Annotated in this window: 11 protein-coding genes, 1 pseudogene and 3 CRISPR repeat arrays (1 of these 15 running past the window's edge); all 12 genes and pseudogenes read left to right on the forward strand. The window is 44.7% G+C overall.

The window, feature by feature from the left end; genetic code table 11:
* Positions 1-56: 56 nt before the first annotated feature.
* A CRISPR array of direct repeats spans positions 57-903; the repeat unit is 32 nt; unit sequence GTCGCACTCTATATGAGTGCGTGGATTGAAAT.
* 192 nt (positions 904-1,095) lie between these two features.
* Complete coding sequence (locus ACIFQM_RS05115; RefSeq protein ID WP_430065091.1) at positions 1,096-2,127, forward strand: Wadjet anti-phage system protein JetD domain-containing protein; 1,032 nt, start codon at positions 1,096-1,098, stop codon at positions 2,125-2,127.
* Complete coding sequence (locus ACIFQM_RS05120) at positions 2,124-3,668, forward strand: replicative DNA helicase (RefSeq protein WP_430065093.1); 1,545 nt, start codon at positions 2,124-2,126, stop codon at positions 3,666-3,668. Before ACIFQM_RS05115 ends, ACIFQM_RS05120 begins: the two co-directional genes overlap by 4 nt.
* Entirely contained in the window at positions 3,652-4,407 is a 756-nt protein-coding gene (locus ACIFQM_RS05125) for a DUF6063 family protein (protein ID WP_430043627.1), read from the forward strand. The genes ACIFQM_RS05120 and ACIFQM_RS05125 overlap by 17 nt, the downstream gene beginning before the upstream one ends.
* Positions 4,391-8,821, forward strand: a complete 4,431-nt coding sequence (locus ACIFQM_RS05130) for a chromosome segregation ATPase (protein WP_430048147.1) — start codon at positions 4,391-4,393, stop codon at positions 8,819-8,821. Before ACIFQM_RS05125 ends, ACIFQM_RS05130 begins: the two co-directional genes overlap by 17 nt.
* A gap of 440 nt (positions 8,822-9,261) precedes the next feature.
* A complete protein-coding gene (cas3, locus tag ACIFQM_RS05135; RefSeq protein ID WP_430043624.1) occupies positions 9,262-11,682 on the forward strand; it encodes a CRISPR-associated helicase Cas3' in 2,421 nt (806 codons plus the stop codon).
* Between the two features lie 205 nt (positions 11,683-11,887).
* A complete protein-coding gene (cas5c, locus tag ACIFQM_RS05140) occupies positions 11,888-12,610 on the forward strand; it encodes a type I-C CRISPR-associated protein Cas5c (RefSeq protein WP_430043623.1) in 723 nt (240 codons plus the stop codon).
* A complete protein-coding gene (gene cas8c, locus ACIFQM_RS05145; RefSeq protein WP_430043621.1) occupies positions 12,607-14,532 on the forward strand; it encodes a type I-C CRISPR-associated protein Cas8c/Csd1 in 1,926 nt (641 codons plus the stop codon). The genes cas5c and cas8c overlap by 4 nt, the downstream gene beginning before the upstream one ends.
* Positions 14,533-15,399, forward strand: a complete 867-nt coding sequence (gene cas7c, locus ACIFQM_RS05150) for a type I-C CRISPR-associated protein Cas7/Csd2 (protein ID WP_430043619.1) — start codon at positions 14,533-14,535, stop codon at positions 15,397-15,399.
* Positions 15,386-16,045: a CRISPR-associated protein Cas4 gene (gene cas4 / locus ACIFQM_RS05155; protein ID WP_430043617.1), complete on the forward strand. Its 660-nt coding sequence runs from the start codon at positions 15,386-15,388 to the stop codon at positions 16,043-16,045. The genes cas7c and cas4 overlap by 14 nt, the downstream gene beginning before the upstream one ends.
* Positions 16,042-17,073 carry a type I-C CRISPR-associated endonuclease Cas1c gene (gene cas1c, locus ACIFQM_RS05160; RefSeq protein WP_430043615.1) on the forward strand — a complete coding sequence of 344 codons (1,032 nt, stop codon included), beginning with the start codon at positions 16,042-16,044 and terminating at the stop codon, positions 17,071-17,073. The genes cas4 and cas1c overlap by 4 nt, the downstream gene beginning before the upstream one ends.
* Before the next feature lie 8 nt (positions 17,074-17,081).
* On the forward strand, positions 17,082-17,372 hold the full coding sequence (cas2, locus tag ACIFQM_RS05165; RefSeq protein WP_430043613.1) for a CRISPR-associated endonuclease Cas2: 291 nt from the start codon (positions 17,082-17,084) through the stop codon (positions 17,370-17,372).
* 181 nt (positions 17,373-17,553) lie between these two features.
* Positions 17,554-19,632: direct repeats of the CRISPR family, unit length 33 nt; unit sequence GTCGCACTCTGTATGGAGTGCGTGGATTGAAAT.
* 301 nt (positions 19,633-19,933) lie between these two features.
* Positions 19,934-22,399 (forward strand): annotated as a pseudogene (locus ACIFQM_RS05170) (LamG-like jellyroll fold domain-containing protein).
* 269 nt (positions 22,400-22,668) lie between these two features.
* Positions 22,669-22,691: direct repeats of the CRISPR family, unit length 32 nt; it runs 619 nt beyond the window's last position.

The following is a 22,691-nucleotide window of genomic DNA, read 5'->3' on the forward strand; positions in this document are numbered from 1 at the left end:
GAGTGCGTGGATTGAAATCGCAATGGTCACGTATCTGAAAGAAAACTATGACAATGGTCGCACTCTATATGAGTGCGTGGATTGAAATCGCCTCCGTGGTAGCTGGTGCGAAGTCAATCGGCGTCGCACTCTATATGAGTGCGTGGATTGAAATCGTCAGGAGCAACTACATCGTAACCGCCACTTTTTAGGTCGCACTCTATATGAGTGCGTGGATTGAAATTGCCAGCCCTATTTCGTTGTTCTTGGCAAAACGTTGTCGCACTCTATATGAGTGCGTGGATTGAAATATATGCCTTGATACAATAATATAATTGACTTAAGTCGCACTCTATATGAGTGCGTGGATTGAAATTTTTGTAGGGTCCATCTGTCCTTGGGACGGTCCATAGTCGCACTCTATATGAGTGCGTGGATTGAAATCAAAAATCCGTTGGCCTTTGATGGTATTCTGGCGCAAGTCGCACTCTATATGAGTGCGTGGATTGAAATTGTCTCAGGAGGGTTGCCGCCTGTACCGCCGTATGGGTCGCACTCTATATGAGTGCGTGGATTGAAATTCTTATCATGGACATTATTGGGTAGTTACTGAAGTCGCACTCTATATGAGTGCGTGGATTGAAATAGGAATGGTAAGAAATTTAGATAGCCTGGGCAGGATCGTCATGTCGCACTCTATATGAGTGCGTGGATTGAAATGCCTCTAAAGTGGACAAATCTGGAGCAGGCACATCTCGTCGCACTCTATATGAGTGCGTGGATTGAAATCTTCATGGTTGGCATTCTCCGCTTTTGGGCAGAGTCGCACTCTATATGAGTGCGTGGATTGAAATTCTCCTACCCAGGCTCGTAGTCCAATTAAAGCCGTAAAGTCGCACTCTATATGAGTGCGTGAATTGAAATTTCTTTATCTATTCCGATACAAATCATTGGCATAGTGGATCGGCTCTACTCTTCTATATATAGAAATCACCCCCAAATTCTCTATCAACGCAACAGGTGCGTTAATAGAACGAAGTAGGGTATATTCATAGTCCCTTAGTACTTCGAAATGGTATAATTATTCAAGAAAAATCTCATTCATCAGGAGGGGCTATGGAATCAGAAGACATTTGCAGACGATTATTGAGTCATATTCAGAGTTACAAAAAGTCTACTATTCTGCTCGAAGAGTTCGTAGATTTTATGAGCGGACATGCCGTTAATTATCCAACGTTTGCTGAGGCCATTCTACAGCTCGAAGAAATGCAGATATTAGTAGGGGTCAAAGCGCATGGCAGGAACGGGAAACGCCCCGCACTGGCTTATCAATATAAAATTCGTCGTCAGTTCATGCGACAGGGGCACTTGCAAAGGATTCAACAGCATTCTGCTCAATTTCATCCAAGTATGAATCTGGATTGGTATTATGCGCAGTCCGAGGAAGCATGGAGTAAGGATCTGCCCTATATTGAACGTATTCATCATTTTTTAGTAGAACATGGGTTGCCGATCAGTGAAGTGCCAGCTCCCGAGCGAAGCTACCAATTAACGGGGGATGAAAAATGGATTACAGAGGGAGGAGGAAAGGTTGTTCTGGATCGTCTCGGATTATGGGACAAGATGCTCATTATACCTGTCAGCGATCCATTGATGTGGGCGTTTAATCCTTCCCAGGAAACTTTTCAACCTTACCAGTCTCATTTGATTGTCGAGAACAAAACAACCTTTCGGGCGTTATTAGCAGGGCTGCCCACGCTACCTTTTTCCACCTTAATCTATGGTTCTGGTTGGAAAATAGTTGGTAATTTGGAGATGTTTCGTTTACAGTATCCGGTGCAGGATGTGCAGCATACTTTTTATTATTTTGGAGACTTGGACTGGGAAGGCATTCGAATTTGGCATGCTTTGGAGGTCAAATATGCGGTGAAGCTGGCACTGGGATTTTATCTAGCTTGTCTGGATCGTAAGGGTGTGCCGGGGAAGCTAAACCAGATACGAAGCGAAGCTGGTTTGGCTGCTTGTCGAACGTTCCTGCCAGAAGGAGCAGGTGAGCGGCTGGAAAATATGCTGCGTAATGGTCAGTACATCCCACAGGAAGTGCTCAGCCAGGAACAATTACTTGCGATTGGGAGATTGGGTGTATGAAACAGACGGTAACAGGCATAGATGCCAGTGAAATTATATCCGGGTTTGCAGGACGAATGGGCAAGATAGCCCTCTTTGATCCTTTGTTTGAATTGAGAAGGCAACGAAAAGCAGACCGTAATGGCAAGCAGATAGCTATGATGGAATTGGGTCTGGTGACACTTCTGTTTTTCTTTGAGAAGAAGCTATTACGCAGTCAAAAAACGAGTACGAGAGATTACATACAATTTTTAAAGGAAGCACTCGCTCCACATTATGAGCTGGAACAACCAGATTTGGAGGATATCGGGCGCAAAATTCTACAAGTGTTCCGTCCAGCGAATGGACGTAAGCGTGAAATGCCATTTTACAATCTGGACTCAGGACAAGAAGAAATCCTGCAAACTTCTATTTTGCGAACGGACAAATACGATGCACAGACGCAGGTTCAATATTACACATTAGATGAAGATGGGTTAGAGTTGGTATTCGCCACCAAAGAATTTTATCTGGAATTTCAACTGTCCATTCATCAGCTATTGTTGCGTAAACAACTGGAAAAGGGTGAATTTCAAGGGGCGCTTCGTCAGATTGATGAGATGGAAGTTGATGTAGAGACTCTACAAGAACGTATTCGCAGAGTGGAGTACGAGATTAAACGCAATATTGTATCCGACGAGACTTTTCAACGTTATCGTTCATTACTTGAGGACATACATCTGCGATTAAATCGCGAGAATGAGGAGTTCGTGGAACTGCGGGATTTCGTCCGCGAGACACGAGACCGAATCTATGCAGATCGGGAACAGGCAAGGTTCCAACGCCCCTATGAGCTGATTATCCGTATCTCCGCCAATTTGGAAAAGGTTCATAATGAACATACCCATCTGCTTCAGCAAAGCATCGAACTGGATTCGCAGGCATTACGGGCAGCCAAGGAGTCGCTATATTACACTGGGATCAGCTCTTTCAACTTTGAACAGGACATCACAGGAATAATTATAGGTCATCCGTTGTCTCCAGATGCATTACGGGGTGTGATTTCTCCATTTCTTACCGTAGAACAAAATCCGTTATGGTCGCTCCTGACCGTTTTTAATAAACAGCAGGTGCACAGTAAGGACGGGGTCCATACTGATCCAGAAGGGTTTCTGATAATGGATACTGGGGTAGACGATTTCTTTACTTTACAACGTAAAAAAGTCATCGTATATATGCTCTCGTTACTTTTGGAATGTGCAAAGGTACGTGAAAGTTCCAAATTCTTTCTGAGTGATTTTGTGTCCTATGTAAAGCAAACGGGTCGGGAGAATCTGCTTCAGAGCCGGAATTTTTATGATTATTGGATGATGATTCATCAGCGCAGTCCGATCTCTGCACGGCAACGCGAACAGCAAACAGCTGATGAGAGTGACTTGAGTTTATATGAGGCTATGACGGATGCATTGAATGGGTATGAACTAACAGTGTATGAAGTTACAGAGCTTCTGCAAGTAACGGATCGGTACGTGATACAAGAGATGATCATTGAATTGGCAGGTGCTTATGATGCAATATCTTGAGGAAGAAGTGATGATAGCTTTTCAAATCTATACGTTGCTGGCCCGGCAGGGTGAGGCGGGTGCAGACAGTCTGCAACAATATGAGACAGATGATAAAGTGCGGGGGTTAGTGGATCAATTTGCAGCAGAGGTGGAATGTACTGTACTGACAGCTGGGAGACAGCTCTATCTGATTCCACTCACGCGACTGTCCCCGTTTCATATGAGTAACGACATGCTGAAAAAAACATATTTGCGTGGAAATGCTGTTAACGCGGACTTATATCTCATGTATCTGGCTGTGATCGTGTTCATCGGGGGCTTCTATGACAGCTACCAGACGATGGAGCCGACGCGCAATTTCCTGAATATGAATGATTGGTTGACTCTGGTGCAGGAGAGAGTCGATGTATTGCAGGAGCATGGGGATGAACAGTTGGAACGTTTGAGTAAGGAATTCTCTTATAGATGGGTCGACATCATTGAACGCTGGAATGCGATGGACGATATTAAGGAAAATGTCAAACGACAGAGTGGGCAGACGATCAGCCGTATTAGCTTTCTGGACACCGTCAGACGTTTCATGTTGGAGCAGGAGCTTGTAAATCAGGTTGGACCGGACGAGCTTGACTTGACGGAAAAGACGAAGATTATTGTGCAGCGTTACTTTATGGAAGCAGAATACAATCGGGGTATTCTTGAATTTCTGTATTCATTTAAGGAGTCCGCAAAGGAGGAACCCCATGCCAACCATTTCTAAAGTCAGGTTCACTAACGTTGTCTATGAAGCCGGGGCCAAGCGGTATACTGATTCGATCTTTCATTTTGATGGCCATAATGGTGCGGTTGTGCTGGAGAATGGAGGCGGCAAGACGGTCTTTATCCAGACGGCGCTTCAGGCTGTAATACCCCATGTTGAGTTGGCTGGACGGAAAATGAAGGATACTCTTGCGCTGGAAAATGGCCCGGCTCATATTGCAATAGAATGGTTGCTGGCGGAGAAGCCCCGGCGCAGGTATGTTGTAACCTGTATCAGTTTGTTTATGGACACGAATGGAATGAGCTCTTATCGCTTTGTTCATGAATATGGAGAAGGTGACGAGCACCGGATTGAACAGATTCCATTCACGAAGACTCAGGGTGATCGAGAACGGGTGAGTGATAAAGGAGAAATTCATGATTATTATATGTGGATGCAGCAGAATTTCCAACTAACCTCCAAGACTTTTTTCGACACCATTGATGAGTATAAAAAACATTTGGAGGAGCAGTACCATATTATCTCCACAGAGTGGGCTGCCATTACCAAGATTAATTCCAATGAAGGCGGGATCGAAGCCTTTTTTGATGAATGTAAGACCACTTCTCAACTCGTTGACCGTCTCCTGATTCCGACCATTGAAAGCTCAATGGAAGGGTACAAGCAAGGGGCTTTTGTTGATCTTTTCCAGGCTCGACAAGATAGCTTTAAACAATATAAGGAACTCAAGGAGAAAATGGATACGAATCGAGATGTCCTTATCCATTTGCAAGAGTATGTGGAAGGCTATACACGATATGACCAGCAGAAGAAGGATTATGACCAGCTACGGCGAGAGTCGAAGGCGGCATGGCAATACCTTGAGGATATGAAGCAAGCGACTCTTGCAGAACTACAGCAGCTTGAAGTGCAGAAAAATGAACTGCAAGGTCAAGACAAACTGCTGGAGAAGCAGACTGACTCGTTGAAGATTGCACAGGCTAAAGAAGCTCTGGAAGCTCTGGAAACCGTGTATTACGAGGTGCAGGACGAATATGAAGCATTGCAGGATCGTACTGCCTCTGAGGAACAGCAGTATTATTCGATCCGGTATGCACAGATACGGGAACGGCAGAGAGAAGCCGCAGTCAGGCTTGAGTATATCCATGATCAGTTGGAGCAACTGGAGCAATCGGTTGATGAGCAGGAGCTTCAGGTACAGTGGGACCGGAATGGTCGGCATCTGCGAGCGTTTTACATGCAGGAGGAACAGAAGCAGAAGGCAATCATTGAAAACATGGGAGTACAACGGAGGAAATTGGAGCAACAGCGGGATGAATCTGCCACAAGTGAAGATATGGAAAATCAGGCTCGTGAGCAGCTTGGAAAAGAAGAGAGTAGAATCGTAACACAATATGACAGCCATAAAGGTAGAGCCGCAGATATTTCCAGACAAATATTGAGCAACGTGCAGACGCAAACGGTTGAACGCGAGATGCCACTCTGGAAGGAAGAATACACTGTACTACAAAGTGAAATGGTCGTATCTGTACAAGTTTTTCATGAGATGGAGCAAAAGAAAGGACGATTACAGCAGCTACAAGTAGATGGAAGAGCACAGCTTGCCGAGGCTAGAGAAGAGTTGGGTAATGTACAAGCTCAGCTAACAGCATTCGATCAGGAGCATGCACAGATGGTTCAGGAATTATCTGTATTGCATCCTGCTTGGAGCCGGGTGACGTCCCTGCACACTCAGGCAGATTCGATTCGCAATCGTCTGAACAGCGGGATTGGACATAAGGAACGACAGAAGCAGGATCTTTTATATAAGGAAAGGATGGCTTATCGTTATGTAGATGATTATCAGCAGCAAAGTGTATTTTTTGCTGATCCGTATGCTGCTGAACTGGTTCACCATTGGAGTAATGAATTCTCCATGCTTCAGCTTGGAGTGCAATATGCTGAACAGAGTGAGCAAGCCAGTGAACATCCACTCTGGGAAATTACGCTACTAACCACCGTACACGAGAAAGAGAAGCTGCTGAGAAAGCTAAGACAGTCTGCGAGCAAGCTCCAGCATCCGATAAGGGTTTTGTCAACGGAGGATGCGAAGCGAATGTTAACCATAACCTCGGCGGGAGAGTCGTCGTTGGGAGAAAGCTGGGTTGAACCTGGACTGTGGATGGACATACAGGATTCAGCACAATTTCAAGTATGGAAGCAGGCAGCAGAGGAACGAGCGGAACAAGCCAGGCAGGAACGAGAAGATCAAGAGAATGAGCTTGAGCAATGGCGAGGCGCACTGAAGCAAACAGAACGTTTCTTTGATAAGTATAGGATGGAGAGCATACATGAACTGCGCCAGCTTCTGGAGCAACTTAGTGATCGACGAAACATCCTGGAGAAGCGATTGGAATTATGGGATGGGGAAATGAAGCATCTGGACCAGCAAAAGGACGAATTACAGCAAAAGAAAAGGGTACAAGAGCAGCAAATCGTGGAGCTGGAACGTCGTTTGAGTCTAGGGCATGAATGGGTAGCCATTGTTCAAAAGAATGGTGAGTTGGAGCGCGAACTGGTCTTAGTGCGAGAGCAAATGATCCTGAAAAAGAAGCATATGGATACATTCAGGCAGCAAAAAATCAGTCTGGATCTTCAATGCAGAGAGGCTGAAAAACAGATCACAGCTCTCGAAGGCAAGCTCATCCATATGCGAGAGGACGAATTGTATATAGAGGCTCAGGCATATAGCCCGCTGGAAAATTCCTTGGGTCTGCAACGATTAAGGGATGAGCATGAAAATCTGAAGATGAGGCGTCGGCAAATGATGATGTCCCGTACAGAGTTGGAAGGTAAGCAGCAGAGCCTGATACGTGAAAAGAGTCAGGCGGAGCAAGGGATGGCTGTGCTGCGGAAAGAACATTCCAATATTATCATGGAGCTGGACTTACCACCACACGTTGAAAACAGACTGGAAGGTATGTGGAAGAAGTGTGAAGAACTTAGAGAGCAAGTCCACAAAATCAGGGATGAGCTTGAACGTAGGCGCCAGGAGCGTGATCAGCAGGGAGGTGTAGTGAAGGAGCTATTGAGTCGGTATGCGCAAGACCACGGAGATCAATCACCAATATCCTTCCAAGGTTCACTGAGGCAGGTACATGAACGAATCAAGCAAACACAACGGGAACTGAGTCTCCAACTCCGTGAGGTGGATAAGGTGATGAAGTCCACGGTGGAGCAAGAACGCAAATTTGAACAGGTACTGAATCAGTGGAATCAGGTCATTAAGTTGTATCAGCTCGACGATCCTCAATTGAAGAGCGCGCAGCTCACGGAGGAGCAACGCAGCGAGTGGCTCTATCAGGCATACAAGCATAGCGAAGCTACTATTAAGGAACTGGAGCAACGAGCAAAGCAACTGGACCGAGAGAAGACTAGGGTCGAAGATCACAAGCAGCGCTTCCTGGATTTTTGTAACAAATATATTCAAGATCCGAAGCAACGTGAGATGGCTAAGAGTGGAGTACGGAAAAACGATACACTCGAAGAATTAATTGGTTTCGAGTCTTTGCTCAGACAGAGTATCGTTAAGACGAATCAAATTGCAGAGCTACACTTGCAGACAGAGGACCAGAAGCTACAGCAGTTTATTACCCATATCCATATGCACTTAAAGCAGATTGTACAGGAGTTGCGTAACCTTCCTAAGAAAACGAGTGTTAGAACAGCGAATGGAAGCAAGGAAATCTACGTATTCAAAATCCCAGAATGGGAAGAAGTAGAAGGTAAACAACGCATTCATGCTCATATTGACTGGATTGTTGAGCAGTTGGATCGTACCCCATATCAGGCTGAACATAACGAGAACTCCGTTGCACGAGTACGTAAAGATTTGGAGAAGTGGCTGGATTCCAAGCAACTATTACAGAAAGTGCTGAAGCATGAAACCATCCACATTAGTTGCCATAAGGTTACAAATGATCAACAGATCACAAGTGCCAAGTTCTCTTGGGAGACGTCCAACTCCTGGTCTGGTGGAGAGCGATGGAGTAAGAATATGACTCTTTTTCTGGGCTTGCTAAATTATGTAGCCGAGCGTAAACAGCATATCCAGGGGCAGATGAAGCGACACCGGGTAGTCATTCTCGATAATCCATTTGGCAAGGCATCCAGTGACCATGTGCTTAGTCCCGTATTTTATATTGCGGAGCAGCTAGGATTTCAGATTATTGCTCTGACAGCACATGCAGAGGGCAAATTCCTACAGGATTATTTTCCAATTATGTATAGCTGTCGGCTCCGTGGAGTCGCTGGCGAGCCTGGCAAACAAATCATTGATCCCCGCCAAAAGATGGATCAGGCCTATTTTCGCGATCATGCTCCTGAGTCCAAGGTGTATATAGGTGAAGTGAAGCAATTAGAGTTTTTTGAATAAGTATGATGAGCGTCCGCCGTTAGATCATGTGAATGATCTTTTATTCATTGCCTGTACACGGCTGTATTTTTGTGAAGGTAGATTTTATGCACTTTGGGAGATAAATATAAAAGCAAGCGGATATAGGGTACTCTGTATGAGTGCGTGGATTGAAATATGTCCGCTCTATAAAAATTTTGAATCCTCAGAGGAAAGACTCTGGGGATTTCTTAATTTATAGAGGATGAATGAAAGCGTGGTATACATGTTCTTTCTCTCTGTATTAGTCTTTTTCGCTGGTACAAACAATGATTGATTGTATTGGTGAATTGACTGGAAATTTTATTTTTTAGGAGGAATTTGTCAACTGATGTCGAAATGAAGATATAAAAGTAAATAAGTCTTTGTACCTTTTTTATTATCTTATTAGTATAAAAGACTTGGTTCAGGAGGCGTGTTGAATGAAATATATAGCTCACATTCGACAGAAAGACGGATGTATTCAGACAGTGAAAGATCATTTACAGGAAGTGAAAGAGAGTTGTGAGCGTTATGGTGGGAAAATTGGCGTCCGTCATTTGGCTGGACTGGCGGGTTGGCTACACGATCTGGGGAAAAATACAAACGAATTCAAAACGTATATTCAAGAAGCTGTGGCTAATCCGGATGCACCTCCACGCAGAGGTTCTGTAGATCATTCAACAGCGGGTGGTAAATTCCTTTTTGACCGTTACCACCATTCCTCTTCCGTTAATGACAAGGTTGCTGCGGAATGGGTCGGAAATTGTATCATTTCCCATCACCAAGGTTTACGGGACTTTATTGATCCTGAGCTGACTTCTCCTTTTTTTAAACGGGTTTCTAAGGACTTGGAAGAATTTGAGCAAACAAAATCCGAATTTTTTGAGCATGTTTCACAACAAGAGCTGGATCAATATTTTTCTGAGGCTAGGAAGGAACTAGAGCATTATTTAGGCCTTATTAAACAGCACAAACTTCCTTCTATTGCTGCTTCCCTTCTTATGAAGTACATATTTAGCTGCCTGATTGACGCGGACCGAACCAATACCCGGCAGTTTGAAGAGGACGAAGAAACGGAACAACCTCTGGATAGTCATTCGTTTTTTAAAAGAAGCTATGATGCTTTGACAAACATGCTGGTGACGCTTGAGCACGAAAGTGATTCTGAAGAGCCCATTAATTGTTTAAGACGTGAGATGTCCCGGCAATGTGACGATTTTGCACTACGTCCATCCGGTATATATACGCTATCCATTCCTACAGGCGGAGGAAAAACACTGGCAAGCTTGCGATATGCGCTTAAACATGCGATGACCTTTAACAAGGATCGAATCATTTACATTGTTCCCTACACAACAATTATTGAGCAAAATGCTGCGGAAATCAGGGGTATCTTGCAGGAAGACGATATGATACTGGAGCATCATTCTAACGTAATTGAGGGAGAAGATGAGCTTGAGAACGAAGATTATGACGTGCATCAGAAAAAAATAAAGTTAGCAAGAGACACATGGGATCGCCCGATTATTTTCACGACTATGGTTCAGTTTCTGAATACCTTCTATGCGAAAGGTACGCGTAATATACGAAGATTGCATCAGTTGTCGAATTCAGTCATTATTTTTGATGAAGTTCAGTCAGTACCTGTGAAATGTATTTCTTTATTCAACGCAGCACTAAATTTTTTGCACATTATGGGTGACTCCAGTTTGTTGCTTTGTACAGCGACGCAACCCGCCCTTGATTTTGTAAAGCACAAGCTTCATTTTTCCGATCAGGCCGAAATTATTGAAAATATGGATGAGGTGGGCAAAAGTTTCAAACGGGTAGACGTGGTGAATCGCACAACAACTTTGGGGTGGGGAGCCGAGGAACTGGCCGACTTTGTTCAAGAACAAATGGAAGAAGTCAACAGTTTGCTTGTGATTCTGAATACAAAAATGGCTGTGCGTAAGCTATTTGACCAATTAACCCAACGTGAGGGATTGGGAGAAGGTGGCGCAAGATTATTTCATCTGAGCACGAATATGTGTGCGGCCCATCGTAAAGATGTGTTGTCCGAACTAAAACAGGCCCTTGAGGCAAATGAGCGTGTCATCTGTGTTAGTACGCAGCTTATTGAAGCAGGAGTCAATATCAGCTTTGAATGCGTTGTTCGCTCACTATCTGGGCTGGACTCTATTGCGCAGGCAGCAGGTAGATGTAACCGACATGGCAAGGATAAGCTACGGTATGTGTATATCATTAAATCGGCTGACGAGAATCTTTCAAGGTTGCCTGAAATTCAGATTGGCAGGGAACAGACAGAGCGTATATTACATGAGTTTGATCAGGACCCGCAACGATTTGACTATGATTTATTATCTGCATCAGCAATGAAAGCCTATTTTGAATATTACTATCACAATATTAAAGAAGAAATGGATTATCCCGTTTCCAAGCTGGAAAAAAATTTGTTCGAATTGTTGAGTGCAAACAAGGACTATTATGGAGCTTATAAGAAAAAGTGGGGTAAAAATCCCGAGATTTTAAGCCGCCCATCTATAGCGACTGCGGAGCAATATTTTGAGGTCATCAGTAACAAGGCTACATCAGTATTGGTACCTTATAATGACGAAGCAAAAGAGTTAATCTTAGCGTTTAATGGTGAATTGGACAGTCGTGAATTGGGCGGGCTACTGCGGAAACTGCAGCCCTATGTCGTTAATATCTATGACTATGAGCTAAAAAAGCTGGAGAAAAACGGTGATCTATATCCTTTATTGCATGGTCATGTTCTGGCATTGAGGGAAACGGCTTATTCTGGGCAATTTGGAGTTGGGTCAGAGGGTGAAGGAGAATGGTCGATGGCTATGATCTAAAAGAGAAAGCCCGCCAAAGGCGGGCACTCAAATAATCCTGTATAATTTTCAATCCACGCTTCTCAGCGACCCATTGAGTGTAGCACAAGATCAGAGACACAATCAATATGCAAAGTGATGGTTGTATTTATTTGGAATATAGTATATGCTGAGAATGTAAATTATAAAAAAATAAATAATCCTTTATAAGAAGGGAGGATGAAAAATGCGGAATCAAATTGAGTTTGAGGTGTCGGGAAGATACGCTCTTTTCACAGACCCATTAACCAAGCTTGGAGGAGAAAAATTTTCATATCAGGTTCCTAGTTATGAAAGCTTAAAGGGGATTGCGGAAAGCATCTACTGGAAGCCGACATTAACGTGGATTGTGGACGAGGTTCGAGTTATGAAGTTTATCCAGACTGAGTCAAAAGGAATTCGCCCAATTGAATATAGCGGGGGAAATACCTTGGCTTACTACACTTATCTAAAAGACGTTTGTTATCAGGTACGTGCTCATTTCGAGTTCAACCCCCATCGTGAAGACCTTATGTATGACCGTAACGAATTTAAACATCACAACATAGCTAAACGGGCGGTCAAGGCAGGAGGCCGCAGAGATATTTTTCTGGGTACACGTGAATGCCAGGGCTACGTTGAACCCTGCGTTTTCGGCGAAGGAGCGGGGGACTACGATGAGGTTCCTGAAATTGATTTTGGTACGATGGTGCATGGGATCAGCTATCCGGATGAAACCGGTCGTAAAGAACGGGAAACCCGTCTTTGGAGAGCCAAAATGCAACACGGTATAATCAGCTTTATTCGCCCGGAGAAGTGTCCACTGATACGTAAAACAGGTGAGGGGACAGTAAAAACGTTCAGCTCTGCCAACATGCAGGATGTGGACAGTCTGTACGAAGAAATGTTCGTGGATGGGGGAAGCGAATGAACTGGCTGGCGAATTTATATAAAACGTATGAAAATCATACGAATGTTGTCGGACAATTTGAGAAAAAGAGAAATAACCGTGAATACGCGTTGATCCCCGTATCCCATACGACACAGAGTGCTCACATAGAGGTCAATCTGGACGGAGAGGGCAACTACCTTTCAGCAAAAGTTATCGACAAAAATGAGGGGAGCACCATTATTCCATGTACGGAGGCTTCTGCTAGTCGGACAAGCGCTCCAGTTCCGTATCCGCTCTTTGACAAGCTTGTCTATGTGGCAGGCGACTTTGTACAATATTGCGGCGAAGTAAAAGGAACGCCGCACACAGATTACATGAAGCAATTGCGTTCCTGGTGCGAATCTCCCTATGGGCACTCGAAGGTAAAGTGCGTTCATGAATATCTGGCCAAAGGAACTCTCATAACAGATCTGATTCGGGACAAAGTTCTCTGGATTGACGATCAGGGCAAGTTGATTGAAAAATGGACCGCAGCACTTGAAGCGGAGCGTGGGGAAAAGCCTAATATTTTCAAAGTAATCGTCTCCGATCAAAGTGCGGCTTTTATCCGCTTCGCGGTTCAGGTGCCAGGGGAGGTAGAGTCCAGATTATGGCGTGACCCATCTGTTCAGCAATCTTTTATCCAATTTTGTGAGATGGGCTTAAAGAAAAAAGAATTATGTTATGTATCGGGTGAACTGTTGCCTTATGCAGACAAACATACTTCGCGTATCCGCAACTCCGCTGACAAATCCAAGCTGATTTCAGCGAATGATTCTGACGGCTTCACCTATCGGGGACGATTTCGTAGCAGCCGCGATGCGGCGACGGTCAGCTACGAAGTATCCCAGAAGGCTCACAATGCCTTAAAGTGGCTGATCGAACGTCAAGGGATTACTGTAGACGGTAGAGTTTTCCTTGTGTGGGGAATAGAAAGTCTGGATATGCCTGATCCGCTCGGTGATACGTTCAGCCTGTATCAAGATGAGGATGAAGAGCTGACAGGAGGAGACAGCACTCATAAGGAATTTGCTAATCAAGTGCGTCGCGCCATTGGCGGTTATCGTTATGATGGCGATTATGCCTCCAATGTCATCATTATGGTATTGGATGCGGCGACACCGGGGCGGCTGGCAATGGTATATTACCGTGATCTGAACAAGGAGATGTTTCTGGATCGGTTACAAGCTTGGCACGAAACCTGTTACTGGCAACATCGGTATCGGAAAAGTGCAGATAACAAGAACATTACCTTTATTGGAGCACCTGCAACGAGAGATATTGCCTTTGCAGCCTACGGTCCACGAGCGAATGATAAGATTGTCAAAGGTTTAATTGAACGGATGCTTCCATGCATTGTTGACGGACGAAAAATTCCGCTTGATATTGTACGCAGTGCGGTTAATCGTGCCTCGAATCCAGTGGGCTTGGATGAATGGGAGTGGGAGAAGACGCTCGGCATCACCTGTGCATTGGTGAACAAAACATTTGAGAGGGAGGGCTTTGAAGTGGCTTTAAATACCGAAAATAAAGACCGTAGCTATTTGTTTGGCAGGATGTTGGCGATTGCGGATGTGCTGGAAAGACGGGCACTAGGTCGGGAAGAAAAACGGGCTACAAATGCAGTTCGTTATATGAATGCTTTTGCACAGCGGCCAAGTCGAACCTGGATGATTATCCAGTCGAATATTCAACCGTATCAGGCAAGAATGGGAACCGATGCGGGATATTACAATCGCCTGCTGGATGAGGTAGGTGCACAGTTAGAAGCTGAGAATTTTACGGACAAACCGTTAAGCGGTCTGTACCTACTCGGATTTTACAGCCAACGTAACGATTTGTACACGAGCAAGAAAGATAAGGAAATAGGAACTGATACCGAACAAGACCAGGAAAATAATGAACAGGGAGAGATCATATAAATGAGTGTACTTGACCATAAAATTGATTTTGCCGTTGTACTGTCAGTCCGTAATGCTAACCCGAACGGTGATCCGTTGAATGGCAATCGTCCGCGCCAAAATTATGACGGTTTCGGTGAAATTTCCGATGTATGCATCAAACGCAAAATCCGTAATCGTCTACAAGATACGGGGGAATCCATTCTTGTACAATCCGACGAGAGACGTGTGGATGCTTACCGCAGCATTAAAGAACGTGTAGACGCTAATACGGAAGTACAGGAATTTGGTAAGGGCAAAAAGCAAAACAATGAGCTTTACGCCCAAGCAGCCTGCAAATCCTGGATCGATGTACGAAGTTTTGGGCAAGTATTTGCTTTTACCAAAGAGGATGTGTCCCTTGGGATTCGTGGACCTGTGTCCATACATACGGCGGTAAGCCTTGCTCCTATTGATATTTCCAGTATGCAAATTACCAAGAGCGTCAACGCAGTAACCCCTAAGGACCCTAATAAAAAAAGCTCTGATACGATGGGGATGAAGCACAGGGTTGATTTTGGTGTCTATGTTTTTTATGGGAGTATAAATACACAATTGGCGGAAAAAACCGGATTTACCTATGAGGATGCAGAGAAAATTCGGGAAGCTTTAAGAACACTGTTCGAAAATGATACCTCTTCCGCACGTCCTGATGGGAGTATGGAAGTTCATCATCTGTACTGGTGGGAGCATAATTCCAAATTAGGGCAATATTCTTCGGCTAAAGTCCATCGTTCACTACAAATTCAGCTAAATAAAGATGTGAGCGAAGCGAGGTCTTTTGAGGATTACGTATGCACGGTTCAACCGCTGGAGGGCTTAACGGTTCAAGAGTATGCAGGGCTATAACGAAGAAGATTATTTGCTATTATCCGGTATACAGCATTTTAATTTTTGTAGAAGACAGTGGGCGCTTATTCACATTGAGCAGCAATGGGAAGAAAATGTGCGGACGATCGAGGGGGATCATTTACACCGAAAAGCCGATCAGCCCATGATTCGTGAAAAAAGAGGGGATAAACTCGTCGTACGCGCATTACCTATACACTCCAGAGAGCTTGGTATTACTGGAATCTGTGACGTCGTAGAGTTTGTACGTGATCCTCATGGGGTTCCGCTGGCAGGGGAGGAAGGGATGTACCTTCCCTTTCCTGTGGAATACAAGCGTGGCAAGCCCAAACGAAATGATTCAGATCATTCTCAGTTAGTCGCACAAGTGATGTGTCTTGAAGAAATGCTCTTATGTGATATTGCAAAAGGCTACTTTTATTACGATGAGATCAAGCATCGGGTAGAGGTTGTGATCACTGCGTCTGACCGTGAACGGGTGCGAGCAAGTATTCAGGAAATGCGGCATTATTTTGAGCGCAATCACACCCCTAAAGCCAAAGCAGGGCCACATTGCCAAAGCTGCTCGCTTCAACATATATGTGTGCCGGAAATTTTAAATAAAAGGTCTGTTTCCAGTTTCATTGAAAGCAGGATAGCTGAATGAAAAAATTACTGAATACGTTGTTTGTTACCTTGCCGGATACGTACTTGTCACTGGATGGGGAAAATATTGTGATTAAACAAGAAGAGGCCATTCTGGCACGCTACCCGTTGCATAACCTGGAAGCTGTATGTACTTTTGGCTATGCAGGGGTAAGTCCGGGTCTGATGGGTGCTTGTGCAGCACGCAATATAGATTTAACCTTTATGACGCGAACTGGACGCTTCTTGGCACGTGTGATCGGAGAGAGCCGTGGAAATGTGGTACTCCGAAAAGAACAGTATCGGATTTCCGATGATGACCAAAGAAGTGCTCTTGTAGCCAGAAATATGATTATAGGCAAGATATATAATAATAAATGGATTTTGGAGCGAGCGACAAGGGACTATCCCCTACGTATTGACGCTGATCGAATGAAAAAGGTGACTGCTTCTTTAGCGGGGGTCATGCAGCAAGTCCGTGAAGTGGAGGAGCTGGACATTTTGCGTGGTTTGGAGGGTGCGGCTGCTGTACAGTACAATTCGGTTTTTGATGAGCTGATTTTGCAGCAAAAGAATGATTTTTACTTCCATGGACGCAATAAGCGCCCGCCGTTGGATAATGTCAATGCTTTATTATCCTTTGCCTACACATTGCTGTCCAACGATATGAAATCTGCACTGGAAGCTGTCGGATTGGATGCTTATGTAGGTTTTCTGCATAGAGATCGTCCGGGGCGAGCTTCATTGGCACTGGATGTGATGGAAGAGCTTCGTGGAGTATATGCCGACCGTTTTGTCCTTACATTGATTAACAAAAAGTTGATTCATGGCAAAGGATTTTACAGGAAAGAAAATGGCGCCGTGATTATGGACGATGATACGAGAAAAATAGTATTGAAGGCATGGCAGGAACGCAAGCAGGAGAAGATTATTCATCCTTATTTGAATGAGAAAATGTCCTGGGGGCTTGTGCCCTATTCACAGGCTTTGCTCTTGGCTAGACATATTCGGGGAGATCTGGACGAATACCCTCCATTTTTGTGGAAGTAGGTGTGATCTTGTTAATTCTCATTACGTATGATGTAAGCACAGTAGACAGGGAAGGCAGAAAAAGATTGGCCAAGGTTGCAAAAAAGTGTGTAGATCACGGACAAAGGGTGCAAAATTCCGTGTTTGAGTGCATTTTGGATTCGACCCAGTTTCGCCGTTTGAAGTATGAATTAGAAGAATTGATAGACAAAAAAGAAGACAGCCTGCGTTTCTACAACTTAGGAGATAACTATAAAAAGAAGGTAGAGCATATAGGGACAAAAGAAGCTTACGATATGGAAAGCCCGCTGATTCTGTAAGGTGCGAATGTGAAGCTCACATAAAAACCCCGGGTCCTTCGCACCTCGAAATTTGTCGAAAAGGATTAGAATCCACTTTCTATAATAGAAGTCAATAGTTGATTCAGACTTTTTTAGCATTATTTTTTGCGAAAATGTGTGCAATTGATACCATTAGGGTATCAATTGCTGTATTTTCGCTGTCGCACTCTGTATGGAGTGCGTGGATTGAAATCGTTAGAATGAGCTTCGCAAACAACGGTCCTGTACCCGTCGCACTCTGTATGGAGTGCGTGGATTGAAATTCCTTGGAGATGGATGACCTACAACTCTATGACCGGAGTCGCACTCTGTATGGAGTGCGTGGATTGAAATCCGCTACCATCTGGAGCCGGGTTGCGATCTTCGATAGTCGCACTCTGTATGGAGTGCGTGGATTGAAATTTCGCCAATCTCCGCGTCCTGTGAAGGCTCCTGCGGGTCGCACTCTGTATGGAGTGCGTGGATTGAAATAGTTCCATCAGGAAGTACAATCCGGAATCCACCGTCGCACTCTGTATGGAGTGCGTGGATTGAAATACCAGCTGCAGCCGGAGCCACAAACTGATTTAGGGTCGCACTCTGTATGGAGTGCGTGGATTGAAATAATAATTGTCCGAAAATCTGTATGCTCGATCATTACAGTCGCACTCTGTATGGAGTGCGTGGATTGAAATTTTAAGGATCGGTGCATTGAAGAGGGGATTGTGAAGTCGCACTCTGTATGGAGTGCGTGGATTGAAATTTTTTCGTCTTGGTCGGGTGAGGTTTGCGGTGTGATGTCGCACTCTGTATGGAGTGCGTGGATTGAAATTTTATTATGAAAAAATACCATCGCTTCAAGAATCGTCGCACTCTGTATGGAGTGCGTGGATTGAAATTTCCAGTGCCTTACGTAGTCTATCCCGCTCTGTCCGTCGCACTCTGTATGGAGTGCGTGGATTGAAATCGTCAAGGGCCAATCATACCGGAACGTGAAAAAGGTGTCGCACTCTGTATGGAGTGCGTGGATTGAAATTTTTATACGTGTACTACGAATGCGATCTTTATAGTCGCACTCTGTATGGAGTGCGTGGATTGAAATAAATGGATATGGGAGGTCGTCCGTAGTGCTTAGTGAACGTCGCACTCTGTATGGAGTGCGTGGATTGAAATCTGTATCTGTTATCACAACACTGCCTCGTCCAAACGAGTCGCACTCTGTATGGAGTGCGTGGATTGAAATTTCGGCTTGCAACGCCGTCCGGCTGAGCTGGCCGAAGTCGCACTCTGTATGGAGTGCGTGGATTGAAATTTGGCTGTTGGTGACAACTCAGCAAAAGCCGGGTCAGGTCGCACTCTGTATGGAGTGCGTGGATTGAAATCCATCTAGCCATACTTGCATCGCCCTCAGAAGGCTGTCGCACTCTGTATGGAGTGCGTGGATTGAAATCTCAGAATAAAGCGCAAAGATAGAGGGGAAATGAGTCGCACTCTGTATGGAGTGCGTGGATTGAAATTTTATCCACTTGAGCTGTAACTTGAAGGCGTTCGTCGCACTTTGTATGGAGTGCGTGGATTGAAATTCCTTTAGCCCGGCTCCTTGGTGAGCCTGCGGCGTCGCACTCTGTATGGAGTGCGTGGATTGAAATTACCAGGATGCCCCAGTGAGAGTACAAGAAAGGATGTCGCACTCTGTATGGAGTGCGTGGATTGAAATATCCTTGGCAGGCAAAATAACAGTTGATGCATACATAGGTCGCACTCTGTATGGAGTGCGTGGATTGAAATCTCAAAGCTGGTTTTAAGGATTCTAAGGTCAGGATGTCGCACTCTGTATGGAGTGCGTGGATTGAAATTTTGAATGTATTGATTATGTCCGCCCATTCCCTGGTCGCACTCTGTATGGAGTGCGTGGATTGAAATTTTTAGTCAGTACATCCTCTTCAAAATTTTTTTGTCGCACTCTGTATGGAGTGCGTGGATTGAAATTTCAATGTCGCTTCATACTCTCCACGGCTTACGTGTCGCACTCTGTATGGAGTGCGTGGATTGAAATCCCCTGCTTTTATATTGTTCCATTACCAAAGGCGGTCGCACTCTGTATGGAGTGCGTGGATTGAAATCTTTTCTTCAATCTTGGAAGTGTATTGTTTTTGTTTGTCGCACTCTGTATGGAGTGCGTGGATTGAAATGCTCAACTGGAGCGGCTAAGTGACGAAGAACTAAAGTCGCACTCAGTATGGAGTGCGTAGATTGAAATTTGGTAGTCGGGGAATAGGTCGTCCGTGATATAAGAGTCGCACTCTGTATGGAGTGCGACCTTTCCACCACACACTGCGTCCATTTTAAACAAACTAGAAAACAACGAAAATCCTCTTATCTACTCAAAATATATTTTACAAATACATTTATGATTCTTGAAAACATAAAGGTATTTACTAATCAATGTAGAATATATATCGCTGTACTCCAATGCCAGAGAGGGGAAGATGAGAATGGAAAGGCGTTTTACATAAAATGGAATCAAGAGAGGCTTTTTAATAACGTTAGCATTATTGCTAATGATCGCAGGGTCTTCATTAGGAATGAGCGATGCTTCCGCTGCACTATCTGAGCAGAAGGATAAGCAGGATGCGCCCGCTTTTTCCGAGGTATCCGTTCATGATCCTTCCATCGTCAAAGACGGCGATACTTATTATGTGTTTGGTTCACATATCTCTGCTGCGAAGAGCAAGGATCTTAAAAGCTGGACTTCTTTTGCAAACGGTTACACAACTCCAGGGAACACGCTTTTTGGGGACTTATCGAAGAATCTCGCAGGTTCCTTTGCTTGGGCAGGGGAGAATGATTCGGACAGCAAGGGAGGTTTCTCGGTCTGGGCACCTGATGTATTTTGGAATGAGCATTATGTCAATGACAATGGGACAAAAGGGACCTATATGATTTATTATAGTGCGTCTTCTACCTACATTCGTTCCGCGATCGGTGTTGCTGTTGCACCCCAAATCGAAGGTCCTTATCAATATGTGGATACGATTATATATACTGGTTTTACGAAGGACAGCAAAGTGGATAAAAAATGGACCAACACGCCGATCCAACAGTTGGTTGATCAAGGTAAGCTGCAAGGTCCAAGAGCGGGATGGTTCAACGCAGATGGTTCTTACGCAAATAAAATGTTTCCGAATGCGATTGATCCAGCTATCTTTTATGATACAGAAGGGCGCTTATGGATGACATATGGATCATGGTCTGGGGGGATTTTTGTACTTGAGCTGGATAAAAAAACAGGAAAACCCATCTATCCAGGTCGAGACGGAACGACGAAAGATGGTCGGCTGATTGATCGTTATTTTGGCACCAAAATTGCGGGCGGATATGGGGAATCAGGAGAGGGCCCTTACATTGAATACAACAAAGAGACGGGCTACTACTATTTATTTGTAACTTATGGCGGATTTGGCTCGGATGGTGGCTATAACATGAGGTTATTCCGGTCCCAAAATCCGTCAGGACCTTATAAGGATGCCAAGGGGCAGAACGCCGTTTTACCTGCCAACACCAAGAATGCTGCTTTTGGCAACAAGCTGATAGGTAACTTTTTGTTCAACAGTAAAATGGGTGATCCAGGCGAAGGAATTGGCTATGGCTACGTATCGCCTGGTCACAACTCTGCTTATACCGATCCTGATAATGGACAAATGTTTGTTGTCTTTCATACCCGCTTTCCTCAGCAGGGAGAGAAGCATGAATTGCGTATACACCAGATGTTCATGAACTAGGAAGGCTGGCCTGTAGTAGCTCCTTACCGTTATGGTGGCGAGACTCTCACAGAACTGGATGAGGATCAAGTCGTTGGAGATTATCAGTATATCAATCATGGCAGTGATACGTTGGCGGCGATCAAGCAAGCGCAGTTTATTCAGCTAAAAGCAGATCACACCGTCACAGGTGAGCTACAAGGAACGTGGCGTAAGGTAGGAGACGCGAGTGTTCAGCTGACGCTGGAAGGCACCGTATATGACGGAGTTTTCATTAGACAATGGGATGACTATACCAAGCAATATGTAATGACATTTACGGTTGTTTCCAAAACAGGGGAAATGGCCTGGGGGAGTCAGTTCGCTCCTTCAACGGATGCAACAGTGGTTGAAAGTGTATATGGCGATTTGGACCTCGGTGATACAAGTCGGGTAGTAGCCAATGTATCCCTTCCGAAGCAAGGAAGTCGGCAAACTTCGATGACTTGGAAAAGTTCAGACCCGAACGTTATTTCTGATACAGGCGAGGTTAAACGTCCTGAAATCGGAGAAAAGGCTGCATCAGCAACCCTGACCGCTACGATTACCAAAGGGGAGAGCAGTAAGAGCAAAGCCTTTAACATCACAGTATCTCCTTATGAGATGGCAACGCTGACCGCACAATATAAATTTGAAAATAATCTTGAGGACAGTGAAGCTGCTTTTGCGAATGGTGAGGTCATCGGTGACCGGATTGATCGTGAAGGAGGAACTGTCACCTACACGGAGGGTACAAGTGGTCAAGCGGTCTTGCTGGATGGAAAATCTGGAATTAAGCTGCCCCAAGGGATTATATCCAGTTCTGCATATTCCGTGTCCCTGTGGGTTCATCCGAGTGAACTGACGCTGCATACCCCGACTTTTTTTGGAGCAATGGATAGTAATCACTGGATTAGCTTGCTGCCCAAAGGTCCCGAGGGAGAGAACACGATGCTGTGGTCAGGTAGCTCGCCTTGGTATACTGGCAGCACCGGTATGAAAATCAAAACCAATGAGTGGACTCATCTCGCCTTCACTGTAGACAATGGAGTGTTATCCGTGTACGTGAATGGCAAACCTCAGTTTGCAGGAACAGGATTCCCCGAAGTATTTACATCCAAAGCAGGAACGTTCAACTTGGGTGTTAACTGGTGGGACCCTGCCTTTAAAGGAGCTATTGATGAACTAAGTATATTCGATGGGGCGCTTCCTCCATCTCAGGTGGCAGGGCTGGCCAAGGTGAAATGAACCTAGGCTGATAGATACGAGAGGTTGAGAAGAAGCATCTCCAGTGAGAGATTACTGTGTATGCTTCTTCTTTCTGTGTAGCATAACTCAGTGCGAATGTGAAGCTCACATGAATTCCCCGGGTCCTTCGCACCTCAGTTTTTGTCGAAATTCTGTCGAATGTGAATGATTTGTGAATGCATCATAAAGGAAACGTGCTTTTTTTGATGCCTTATGGTCAAAATTAGGCTAAAATGAATTGAAACGGGTTTGTTTTGACCCTTTTCGCTGTCGCACTCTATATGAGTGCGTG

Source organism: Paenibacillus sp. NRS-1782 (assembly GCF_050467685.1).
GTDB lineage: Bacteria > Bacillota > Bacilli > Paenibacillales > Paenibacillaceae > Paenibacillus > Paenibacillus terrae_A.